Origin of the sequence: Nocardia cerradoensis NBRC 101014, assembly GCF_000308535.1 — a bacterium.
Taxonomy (GTDB): domain Bacteria; phylum Actinomycetota; class Actinomycetes; order Mycobacteriales; family Mycobacteriaceae; genus Nocardia; species Nocardia cerradoensis.
Window position 1 is genome coordinate 50,504 of sequence record NZ_BAFW01000252.1, and the last position, 11,348, is coordinate 61,851.

11 protein-coding genes are annotated in these 11,348 nt (G+C 67.5%); 7 read left to right on the top strand and 4 right to left on the bottom strand.

Going from position 1 to position 11,348, the window contains the following annotated elements:
- Positions 1-19: 19 nt before the first annotated feature.
- Together ON23_RS26915 and ON23_RS26920 are read right to left on the bottom strand one after the other, a co-directional pair.
- A complete protein-coding gene (locus ON23_RS26915) occupies positions 20-532 on the bottom strand; it encodes a TIGR04338 family metallohydrolase (protein ID WP_245556126.1) in 513 nt (170 codons plus the stop codon).
- A 138-nt stretch (positions 533-670) separates the two neighbouring features.
- On the bottom strand, positions 671-1,507 hold the full coding sequence (locus tag ON23_RS26920; protein WP_039781640.1) for a DUF2786 domain-containing protein: 837 nt from the start codon (positions 1,505-1,507) through the stop codon (positions 671-673).
- 301 nt (positions 1,508-1,808) lie between these two features.
- Between ON23_RS26920 and ON23_RS26925 the strand changes: the two genes are divergently transcribed.
- The 6 genes from ON23_RS26925 (at position 1,809) to ON23_RS26950 (ending at position 8,650) form a co-directional block, all read left to right on the top strand.
- Entirely contained in the window at positions 1,809-3,071 is a 1,263-nt protein-coding gene (locus tag ON23_RS26925) for an ABC transporter substrate-binding protein (RefSeq protein WP_373282256.1), read from the top strand.
- Positions 3,072-3,157: 86 nt separating this feature from the next.
- Positions 3,158-4,141 carry a carbohydrate ABC transporter permease gene (locus ON23_RS26930; RefSeq protein WP_051043442.1) on the top strand — a complete coding sequence of 328 codons (984 nt, stop codon included), beginning with the start codon at positions 3,158-3,160 and terminating at the stop codon, positions 4,139-4,141.
- Positions 4,141-4,992, top strand: coding sequence for a carbohydrate ABC transporter permease (locus ON23_RS26935; RefSeq protein ID WP_036507022.1), 852 nt, complete (start codon positions 4,141-4,143; stop codon positions 4,990-4,992). Before ON23_RS26930 ends, ON23_RS26935 begins: the two co-directional genes overlap by 1 nt.
- Positions 4,993-5,299: 307 nt before the next feature.
- A complete protein-coding gene (locus ON23_RS26940) occupies positions 5,300-7,603 on the top strand; it encodes a transglycosylase domain-containing protein (protein WP_039781612.1) in 2,304 nt (767 codons plus the stop codon).
- A gap of 111 nt (positions 7,604-7,714) precedes the next feature.
- Positions 7,715-8,218 carry a GyrI-like domain-containing protein gene (locus ON23_RS26945; protein WP_051025284.1) on the top strand — a complete coding sequence of 168 codons (504 nt, stop codon included), beginning with the start codon at positions 7,715-7,717 and terminating at the stop codon, positions 8,216-8,218.
- Positions 8,219-8,224: 6 nt separating this feature from the next.
- The gene (locus tag ON23_RS26950) at positions 8,225-8,650 is read left to right on the top strand and encodes a GyrI-like domain-containing protein (protein WP_039781614.1); all 426 of its coding nucleotides are present in this window, start codon (positions 8,225-8,227) and stop codon (positions 8,648-8,650) included.
- A 248-nt stretch (positions 8,651-8,898) separates the two neighbouring features.
- On the opposite strand, the gene ON23_RS26955 is transcribed toward ON23_RS26950, so the two are convergent.
- Positions 8,899-9,990: an inositol-3-phosphate synthase gene (locus ON23_RS26955; RefSeq protein WP_039781616.1), complete on the bottom strand. Its 1,092-nt coding sequence runs from the start codon at positions 9,988-9,990 to the stop codon at positions 8,899-8,901.
- Positions 9,983-10,540, bottom strand: coding sequence for a PadR family transcriptional regulator (locus ON23_RS26960; RefSeq protein WP_036507131.1), 558 nt, complete (start codon positions 10,538-10,540; stop codon positions 9,983-9,985). The genes ON23_RS26955 and ON23_RS26960 overlap by 8 nt, the downstream gene beginning before the upstream one ends.
- Before the next feature lie 146 nt (positions 10,541-10,686).
- Between ON23_RS26960 and ON23_RS26965 the strand changes: the two genes are divergently transcribed.
- Entirely contained in the window at positions 10,687-11,100 is a 414-nt protein-coding gene (locus ON23_RS26965; RefSeq protein ID WP_158271251.1) for a DUF5318 domain-containing protein, read from the top strand.
- Positions 11,101-11,348: the final 248 nt, after the last annotated feature.

Below are 11,348 nucleotides of genomic sequence, written 5' to 3' on the forward strand. Positions count from 1 at the left end.
GCCTGTTGCCGAACCAGGTTCAGCCCACTCGAGCGCCGCAGTCGTGCAGGGTGGCGCGCAGGAGAAGGGCGGCTTCCGGGCCGATGACCCCGTCGACCAGCTCGAGGTAGCGGGTGCAGAATTCGGGGCCGTGCGGGGCGAGGTCGGCGCCCGGCGGCTCCAGGTGGTGGGCCAGCTCGTGCAGGATGACCAATTCCCGTAGGGCCCAAGCGGTTCCGCCGGTATGCAACGGGACGGCCAGCACCGAGCGGCCGGTCTCGTAATGCGCCGCCGCGGTGCCCGCACGGGCCCGGACGGCGAGGGGTGTGTCCGCTCGAACCCATTGCGCGCGGATCCAATTCAGGGCCAGCACCCGGTCCACATAACTCTGGACCGACTCGACCGACGCGAACTTCCGCTCGATCGGCAGCGTGAGCTGCGAACCGTGCAGGTCGACCGTGCGAGCGCCGAACTCCTCGGCTCGATCGAACATCCGCCGCACCAGGCCCTCGGCGTCGTAGACCCGGCTGCGCTGCGAATCCCGCTGCGTCACCGCGCTTTCCCGCACCATTCGAGTCCGTTCACTCGGTGCACCCGATTCCGCACGCGTACCGAGCGCGGACTACGGGCCCCGGGCCGGGCAGCCGATCGCACGCTCGAGCCGAGGCCTTCATCCGGGCTCGTGTGCGGCTCATGCGCCGGGAGCTTCCAGAGTGCCGCGCGCCGAGGGCAATTCGGGCGACAGGCCCAGGCGCGCGGTGCGACCGGCGCGGTCGCCCGCACGGCGCGCGGCCGGGGAGTACCCGGTGGATTCCTGCGGACCGCGCCACGTGCCGCGGGCTTCGGAGGTGCGGGAGTAGAAATCGGTCAGTTCGAGGTCCTTGTTGCGCAGCGCCAACGCCGTGCCGGCGGATTCGGCGGCGGTCGTATCCGCGTCCACCGCCTCCGCTTCCACATCGGCCTTGACCTGTGCGAGCCGGCGGCCGATCCGGTCGGCGAACGCCATCTGGAAATTCAGCCGAGCCGTCACGGCTGCGACAGGGGCCTGAATGCGACGCTGCACCGTGCGACCCCAGCGCGTCTCCACCACGATCTTCTCCACCGTCGCCGATTTGTAGGCGCCGGATTTGATGTAGTGGTCGGACGCGCGCACCATCTGCACCAGCAGGCTCGTGTACAGCGCCTCGCACGTCGCGATATCGGTATCGAAGCCGTAGGCGTAGACCTGCGTGGATGTGCGGGTCACATCGCAGCGCACGTCGTTGGCCGCGGCGATCGCCACGAACAACTGCACATAGGTGCGCAGCCCCTTCTTTCCCGGCTCGCCGATCGGGACGACCTTCTGCATCGGCGTCGGGCGGCGTTCGCGACCGGCGATATGGGCGCGCGCCACCGCCAGGTCGATCGACGAACGGGTCGCCAGGCGCTGGGCGGCCGCCATGAAGGCCTCGGCCTCGTGCTCGTTGTCGGTCGACTCGGCCTGACGCAACAGCCCACCGATCCGGGTGAGCAACTTGTCCTGAGGCATCTGGGTCGACATCGAGCGCCAGGATACGAGAACCCACCGACATCGCCACATGATCGGGCGGGACACGGGGGCGGGTGCGGACGCCGAATCCCATCCGGCGGTAGCACCCGTCCGCGGACGCCGAATCCCATACAGCAGCCGAACAATGTATCTTGCCTTGTGCAACCGGCGCAGTGTGCGGGCGCTCACGCCTGACAGCTGTGTTCGTTACGACCCTGGAGTATCGATGGCTTTGAACAAGGCGTCCTCGAACAAGGCGCGCACGGTTCGCGCGCGCGCCGTGTCACGACGCTCGTCCCTCGTGTCCCGCGCCGCGCTGGCCACCGCCTCGGTGGCGCTGCTGACCGCCGGGTTGACGAGCGCCTGTTCGAGCGGCGACGGCAGCAACCCGACCGGCCAGAACCTGGGCGGCCGCGGTCCGATCACCTATGTCGAGGGTAAGGACACCACCGAGACGGGTGCGGTCAAGCAGCTCATCGACCGGTGGAACGCCGCCCATCCGAACGAGCAGGTGACGTTCAAGGAACAGTCCAACGACGCCTCCCAGCAGTACGACGATCTGGCCCAGCACATGCGGGCCAAGCAGTCCGACTACGACGTGATGGCGCTGGACGTGCCGTGGACCGCGGAATTCGCGGCCAAGGGCTGGATCCAGCCGCTGAAGGACTCCTTCGCCCTCGACACCTCCACGCTGCTCTCGCCGACCGTCGCCAGCGCGACCTACCAGGGCACCCTCTACGCCGCGCCGCGCAACACCAACGGCGGCCTGCTGTACTACCGCAAGGATCTGGTCCCGAATCCGCCGAAGACCTGGCCGGAGCTGCTGGCCGACTGCAATATCGCGCACGATCACGGAATCGGTTGCTACGCAGGACAGTTCGCGCCCTATGAAGGTCTGACCGTGAACGCGGCCGAGGTGATCAACGCCTACGGCGGCTCGTTCGTCGGCCCGGACGGCAAGACCGCGACCGTGAACTCCCCGCAGTCGCGCGCCGGCCTGCAGGTGCTCACCGACGCCTACAAGAACGGCGACATCCCCAAGGAGGCCATCTCCTACAAGGAGCCGGAGAGCCAGAACGCCTTCGCCTCGGGCAAGCTGCTGTTCCTGCGCACCTGGCCGAACTTCTACGGTGTGGCGCAGGCGGACTCCTCCGCCGTGAAGGGCAACTTCGGCGTCTCCCCGCTGCCCGGTAAGGACGGCATCGGCGCCTCCACGCTCGGTGGTTACAACGCCGCCATCAGCGCCTACTCCAAGCACAAGGCCACCGCGCTGGACTTCCTGCGCTTCCTGATCAGCGAGGACGCCCAGCGGATCGTCGCCGAGGGCGCGTTCCCGTCGGTGCGGTCGTCGATGTACGACGATCCGGCGCTGATCGCGAAGTTCCCGTACCTGCCCGCACTGAAGGATTCGATCGCCAGCGCCGTGCCGCGTCCGGTCACCCCCTTCTACCCGGCGGTGTCGAAGGCCATCCAGGACAACGCATATGCTGCGTTGACCGGTAAGAAATCAGTCGATGACGCGATCATCGGCATGCAGAAGGGCATCGAAGCCGCCGGCTCCTGACCCTGTCCGCAGTCTGCCCCGTAGGAGAGTTGAACGTGTCGAGTCCTTCGGGTGCGACCGATCTCGCGCCACCCGACGATCAGCCGGTGAGCCCGAAACCGAAGCGCGACAGTAACTCCCGGGGCTTACGGCTCCCGCAGGGGTCGGGCCGCGCGTGGCTGTTCGTCGCACCGGTGCTGGTGGCGCTCGCGGTCGTCATCGGCTATCCGGTGGTGCGCGCGGTGTGGATGTCGTTCCAGAAGGACGCCGGACTCGACCCCGCCACCGGCATGTTCGTCGAGGGCGGCAGCGCCGGATTCAGCAACTACACGCACTGGCTGCTGCAGCAGTGCACCCTGCCCGGCGGCGGAACCGAGCCCTGCCCCACCGGCAACCTGGGTTCCCAGTTCTGGGCGGCCATCGGCATCACCCTGCTGTTCACGGTGATCACGGTGACGCTGGAGGCGACCATCGGCCTCGGCATGGCGACCGTGATGGGTAAGACCTTCCGCGGGCGGGCGCTGCTGCGTGCCGCGGTGCTGATCCCGTGGGCGATCCCGACCGCGGTGACGGCCCGGTTGTGGGAGTTCATGTTCCAGTACAACGGCGTGGTCAACCGGGTACTGCACACGCACATCCTGTGGCAGACCGATCCGTGGTGGTCACGATTCGCGGTGATCATCGCCGACGTCTGGAAGACCACTCCGTTCATGGCCCTGCTGATCCTCGCCGGACTGCAGGTGATTCCGAACGACGTGTACGAGGCGGCCAAGGTCGACGGCGCCTCGGCCTGGCAGCGCTTCACCCACATCACGCTGCCGCTGCTGAAGCCGGCGCTGCTGGTCGCGGTGCTGTTCCGGACCATGGACGCACTGCGCCTCTACGATCTGCCGGCCATCATGATGCAGGGCAACCCGGCGACCCGGACCATCTCGATCCTCGTTGTCGATCAGGTGCGGCAAGGCTCCAACAGTGCGGCCGCGCTGTCGGTGCTCACCTTCCTGATGATCTTCGCGGTGGCGTTCGTGCTGGTGAAGATACTGGGCGCCAATGCGGTGGCGACGCAGGAAGAACAGCGGAAGGCACACTGATGACCACTGCTACCTCCGGCCGCAAACCGTGGCGGTCCGCACGGGTGTACGTCGGTGCGCTGATCGTGCTGATCTGGGGTCTGGCCCCGTTCTACTGGATGGCGGTGACCGCCTTCCGCGATCCGGACTACACCTTCGACAACACCCCGTGGCCCACCCACGTGACCTTCGAGAACTTCCGCAACGCGTTCGACACCAGCCGCGGCAACGACTTCGGGCGGGCGCTCACCAACAGCGTCGTCATCGGCGCGGCCACCACCGTGATCGCACTGCTGATCGGCATGATGGCCGCCTATGCGCTGGCGCGCATGGCTTTTCGCGGTAAGACGCTGGTCGCCGGGTTGATCCTGAGCGCCTCGATGTTCCCGGTGGTCGTCCTGGTGACGCCGCTGTTCCAGCTGTTCACCAACATCGGCTGGATCGGGCACTACCAGGCGATGATCATCCCGAACATCTCGTTCGTGCTGCCGATGACGGTCTACGTCCTGGCCTCGTTCTTCGCCGAGCTGCCCTGGGAGCTCGAGGAAGCGGCGCGGATCGACGGCGCGAGCCGGTTCCAGGCGTTCCGGCTGGTGATGCTGCCGCTGGCGGCGCCCGCGGTGTTCACCACGGCGATCCTGGCGTTCATCGCCGCGGTGAACGAATACCTGCTGGCCAGTCTGCTCTCGGTGGACCGGACCGAGCCGGTGACGGTCGCGATCGCGCGGTTCTCCGGTAACGATCCGCTGGTGCAGCCCTATGCGGCGATCATGGCGGCGGGCATCATCGTCACCGTGCCGCTGGTGATCATGGTGCTGCTGTTCCAGCGCCGCATCATCTCCGGCCTCACCGCGGGCGGCGTCAAGAGCTAGCGGAACGTCGGGCTCCGACGCCTCCGCGTGCCGGGAGCTACCCATGTGCTCCCGAAATCAGGTGTCCGGCGCGGAGGTCGAACTGTCTTTCGATATCGGCGGGTGGGCCGGTTAGTGAAGGGTTCGCAGGCCGAGCCGTGCCGCCGCTTCGCAGTTGCCGGACCGACAGGCCGTCGGCCGGTCGCGCCCGATTTCCGGGTGAGTCTGCGATTTACTGGGTATTAGCTGTTCTGGTTGACGTTCGACCGGCCCCGTAGGCTGGTCGGGATCGTTGTTTCTCGCTGGTTCGCCGACGCTCCGGGAGGAGATGATCGTGAGCTCGACCCGCAAACCGCGGCGCGGCCGCCCGGAAACGGCGCCTTATGCCTCGATTGCCGGGTGGAAACAGCTCGACGGTGCGTCCCGGCCGAACAGCGGTCGCCCCCGCCGCCGCGAGAAACCCGCCGGCGCCGGCGACCGCCCGCCCCGCACTCGCGGGCAGCGAATTCGGCGCCTGCTACTCGCGCTGTTCCTGATCTTCGTCGCGATTCCGTCGTTACTGCTGGTACTGGCGTACTGGAGTGCCGAGATACCCGATCCGAGTGCGGTGCAGACCAATCAGATCGCCACCGTCACCGCCGCCGACGGAACGACGGTCCTCGCGAAAATCGTTCCCCCCGAAGGGAATCGCACGCCGGTGCCGCTGTCGGAGGTGCCGCAGACCATGCGCGACGCCATGCTCTCGGCCGAGGATCGCGACTTCTACCGCAATCCCGGATTCTCGACGTCGGCCTTCCTGCGGGCCGCGCGCGACAATCTGCTCGGCCACGACGACGCGGGCGGCGGATCCACCATCACCCAGCAGTACGTCAAGAACGCCTTCCTCAGCTCGGAGCGCACCCTGTCGCGCAAGATGCGGGAGCTGGTGATCTCGGCGAAGATGGCGCGGCAGTGGAGCAAGGACGACATCCTCGCCGCATACCTCAACACCATCTACTACGGCCGAGACGCCTACGGGATCGCGGCGGCCGCACGCGCCTACTTCGACAAACCGGTCTCGCAGCTGACCCTCGCGGAGGGCGCGGTGCTCGCGGCGGTGGTGCGCACGCCGTCGATCCTGGACCCCGAGACGCACCTCGACCAGCTGAAGACCCGCTGGAACTATGTGCTCGACGGCATGGTCGGGATGGGCGTGCTGCCGCTCGGCGAACGCGACAAGGTGCAATTCCCGACGATCGCGCCGCCCCCCAAACCCGACGACGACGCCGCCCGCGGCCCCGCCGGGCTGATTCGCACCCAGGTGCTGAAGGAGTTGCGCGCCGCGGGAATCGGCGATCAGGAGATCAACACCGGTGCGCTGCAGATCACGACGACCATCGATGCCAAGGCGCAGCAGGCCGCGGTGGACGCGGTGCATCGCACCCTCGACGGCCAGCCGCCGCAGCTACGCAGTGCGGTGGTGTCGATCGATCCGCGGTCGGGCGCGATCCGGGCCTACTACGGCGGTGAGGACGGAGTCGGCTACGACTTCGCGCAGGCCCCCTTGCAGACCGGGTCCTCGTTCAAGACCTTCGCCATGCTCGCGGCGCTGCAGCAGGGCTTCACGCTGACGTCCCAGCTGGACAGTTCGCCGGTCGTGGTGAACGGGGTGCGGGTGACCAACGTCGAGGGCGAATCCTGCGGAACGTGCAGTCTCGCCGAGGCCTACAAGCGTTCCCTGAACACCAGTTTCATCCGGCTCACCCAGGCCATCGGGCCGCGGTCGGTGACCGATGCCGCCCACCAGGCCGGTATTCCGCTGCAGATCCCGGGTGTGCCGGGCACCTCGCTGTCGGAGCCGGACGGCCAGCCGGCGCCCACGGTCGTCCTCGGCGTGTATTCGGTGCGGCCCGTCGACATGGCTTCGGCCTATGCCACCATCGCGGCGTCGGGCAGCTATCACCAGCCGTATTTCGTGCAGCGGGTGGTGGCCGGGGACGGCCGGGTACTGCTCGATCGCGGGGCCCCCGGGCCGGGGCAGCTGCCGCCGCCGCAGCAGCGCTTCCCGCGCGGGATCACCGATACGGCCACCAAGGCGATGCAGCCCATCCCCGGATATTCGAACGGCCACAATCTGGCCGGGCGGCCGTCGGCGGCCAAGACCGGGACCACGCAGCTCGGTGACACCGGCGAGAACAAGGACGCCTGGATGATCGGGTTCACCCCCTCGCTGTCCACCGCGGTGTGGGTGGGCACCGATCAGCCCGAGCCGATCCGCACGGCGGGCGGTGGCCTGATCTACGGCTCCGGGCTGCCGTCCGACATCTGGAAGCGCACCATGGACGGCGCCCTCGCGGGAACGCCGGTCGAGCAGTTCGCGAATCCCGATCCGAGCGCCGCGGCCGGGCCGTTCGCGGCGCCCCCGCCGCCGAATTCGGCCGGGCCGTTCGCGGAGCCGGAGCAGCCACCGGCCGCGCCGCCGCAGCCGACCGGGAACGCACCGTTCGACATCCTGCAACCGCCGTCGCAGTCCGAGCAGCAGCAGCCGCCGCCGGTGATCGTCATTCCGCCCGCGCCGCCACCACCGCCACCGCCCCCGCCGCCGCGGCAGGTGGAGATCTTTCCGGGGCTGACCGTCCCGGTTCCGGGATGACGGTCCGATCCGGCACGCTGTGATGCAACGAATTGGAGTAATCCGGCCATCACCCAGCACACGCCGATAGGGTGGAACGGGGTTGAACACGAGACATTAGGGGCGACACGGGTGGATTTCGAAGTGGTGGAGCGCCACGAAACACTGGTGGCGGGCACGGTGCTACGCAGCCCGGCGCTGGCGGTCGAGGGACCGCGCCGGCAGAAGGTGGAGGAGGCGTGGAAGCGAACTCTGGCGCGCCGGTTACCCGGCCCGCCGGCGACCGCCTATGTCGACCACGCGCCCGAGATCGGTTCCTATCTCACCCATATCGTCGGCTACCAGTGTGAGAGCCTCGACGATCTGCAGCCCGGCGATGTGCTGGCCCGCATTCCCGCGGCGAAGTTCGCGCGCTTCCTGCGCACCGGTGACAACCTGGGTGACACCATCGTCTCGATCTGGCGCGCGGTGTGGGATCTGGAAGCGGCCGGCGCGCTGGTGCGGGCCTACACCGGCGACTTCGAGCACTATCCGGAGGCTCGCACGGTCGAGGTGTTCGTCGCCCTGCAGAGCGACCCGCTCACCGATGCGCTGAACAACGGTGTGGCACAGGCCGATTCCGCCGAGAACAGGTAGGGACTCGTGGACTTCGAAATCGTCACCCTGGAACCGAGCCTCGTCGGCGGGCTCACCGTTCCGCTGGCCGGGCGCGAGGTGACCGCCCGGGATCTGGATCTGGTGAACTTCACCTGGGACCGCTACCTGTCACGGGAGAAGAACGTCCCGCGCGTGGCGGCCTACATCGGCCAGGACGACCACGCGGTCGCGGTCCTCGGCTACGAACTCGGCGGACTGGACGACCTCGAGACCGGCGACGTGATCACCCGCATCCCCGCGGGCCGCTACGCCAAGTTCGTCGTCTCCGACAAGCCGTACGACCTGCTCCGCACCGCCTGGGCCAAGGTCGCCAAGGCCGAAAGTGCCGGCACCATCACCCGCTCCCACGCCGCGGAAATCGAACGCTACACCGGCCCCACCTCGGTAGAGGTGTACGTGTCCCTCGACTGACCGCCGGACGCAGAAAACGAAATCAGGCTGGGCTACAGGGAAAACCATGTAGCCCAGCCTTTTTCGACAGCCAACGTTCCAGGCGACATAGCGCCTACCCCACCCCCGCACGGGCCGACCTCGAGGAGGCCCCGTTCGCGGCCGGCTCGCCGATGCGGTGCCGTGGCGTACGCGACGAAGGAGCAAGCCACGGCGCCGCATCGGCGAGCCCTAGGGGCCGCGAACCCGCCGAGCGAAGCGAGGCCAGACTATTCAGCGCCGATGATGAAGGCTTCCAGCTGGGTGCGGGCGACGTCGTCGGCGAGCTGCTTCGGCGGGGACTTCATCAGGTAGGCCGAGGCCGGGATGACGGGTCCGCCGATGCCGCGGTCCTTGGCGATCTTGGCGGCGCGCACGGCGTCGATGATGATGCCGGCCGAGTTCGGCGAGTCCCACACCTCGAGCTTGTACTCCAGGTTCAGCGGCACGTCACCGAAGGCGCGGCCCTCGAGGCGCACGTAGGCCCACTTGCGGTCGTCGAGCCAGCCGACGTGGTCGGACGGGCCGATGTGCACGTCGTTGGCGCCCAGTTCCTTCTTCAGGTTGCTGGTGACGGCCTGGGTCTTGGAGATCTTCTTCGACTCCAGGCGCTCGCGCTCGAGCATGTTCTTGAAGTCCATGTTGCCGCCGACGTTGAGCTGCATGGTGCGGTCGAGCTGCACGCCGCGGTCCTCGAACAGCTTGGCCATCACGCGGTGGGTGATGGTCGCGCCGACCTGGGACTTGATGTCGTCACCGACGATCGGCACGCCGGCGTCGACGAACTTCTGCGCCCAGGCCGGGTCCGAGGCGATGAAGACGGGCAGCGCGTTCACGAATGCGACGTTGGCGTCGATGGCACACTGCGCGTAGAACTTGTCGGCATCTTCCGAACCGACGGGCAGGTACGAAACCAGCACGTCGACCTCGGCATCCTTCAGCGCCTGTACGACGTCGACCGGCTCGGCCTCGGAGAGCTCGATGGTCTGCGCGTAGTACTTGCCGATGCCGTCGAGCGTCGGGCCCCGCTGGACGGTGACGCCGGTCGGCGGCACGTCGGAGATCTTGATGGTGTTGTTCTCGCTGGCGAAGATCGCGTCGGACAGGTCGAATCCGACCTTCTTCGCGTCGACGTCGAATGCGGCGACGAACTTCACATCGCGCACGTGGTACTGGCCGAACTTGACGTGCATGAGGCCGGGCACAGTCGAGTTCTCGTCTGCGTCCTTGTAGTACTGCACGCCCTGGACCAGCGAGGAGGCGCAGTTGCCCACGCCCACGATGGCCACGCGAATCTCAGCAGCCGGGTTGACATCACTCATGGCCGACATTTCCCTCTTTCTGTGGTGCCGCCTTCATTGATTGCTCCGCTGCAATCAACTCGTTGAGCCAGCGCACTTCGCGCTCGCTTGATTCGAGACCGAGTTGATGGAGCTGGCGGGTGTAGCGATCCAGTGTTCCGCTGGCGCGTTTGATCGCCTCCCGCAGTCCTTCTCGGCGCTCCTCGACCTGCCGTCGTCTGCCCTCGAGGATCCGCATCCGCGCCTCGGCGGGGGTGCGGCTGAAGAAGGCGAGATGAACGCCGAAGCCGTCATCGGTGTAGTTCTGCGGACCGGTGTCGGCGAGCAGTTCACCGAAACGCTCCCGGCCCGATTCGGTCAGTTGGTAGACCCGGCGGGCCCGGCGGGTGACCGCGCCGGCCGGACTCTCCTCGGCGATCAGACCGTCGGTCTGCATGCGCCGCAGCGTCGGATACAGCGACCCGTAGGAGAAGGCCCGGAACGGTCCCAACAGGCCCGTCAACCGTTTGCGCAGCTCGTAGCCGTGCATGGGTGACTCCAGGAGCAGCCCGAGAATCGCGAGTTCGAGCACGGGCTTCACCTCCTGACTCTATTGAACAGACCTAACCGATGGATGCGATTTCAAACTATATCGGACCGATATAGTGAGCGGGAAGGAACGTGTGGCTTCTCTCGGTGGCATGCCGTGCCCCCGCCGACGCAAGTACTCTGGGATCCGTGCGAATTCAGCGGCAGGTGGTCGACTATGCGCTCCGGCGCCGGTCGCTGCTGGCCGATGTCTATGCGGGCCGTGTGGACGTCGCCGAGGTATGTGATGCGAATCCGTATCTGCTGCGTGCGGCGAAATTCCACGGGCGGGGCAGCGATGTCACCTGTCCGATCTGCCGGAAAGAGCAGCTCACGCTCGTATCGTGGGTCTACGGTGACGGGCTGGGACCGATCGCGGGTTCGGCCCGAACCCCCGAGGAATTGGTGCGGCTGGCCGAAACTCGGGAAGAGTTCTCGGTGCACGTGGTCGAGGTGTGCCGGACCTGTAGTTGGAATCATCTGGTGCAGTCGTATGTGCTGGGACACACCCCGGCACCGCGGCGCCGTCGTGGTGGCGGCGCTCGTCGGACTGCCGCCGAATGACGGGCACACTCGACTGATATGTGGAGCGGCTCCCATACCGGCCGACGACGGCCGTGCACGCCCGCACCGACCTATCCGGACCGTATCGAGTTATGGAGATCCAGGCTGTGACTTCGCCTTACGACGATGGACCGAACGGCGGTCGGCCCCCGCGCGGCCCGCAATCCGGACCCGGTGGTCAGCCACCGCGTCCGGCAGGCGGCAACCCGCCCGGCGCCCGGCCGCTACCGCCGCGTCGCCAGGCACCG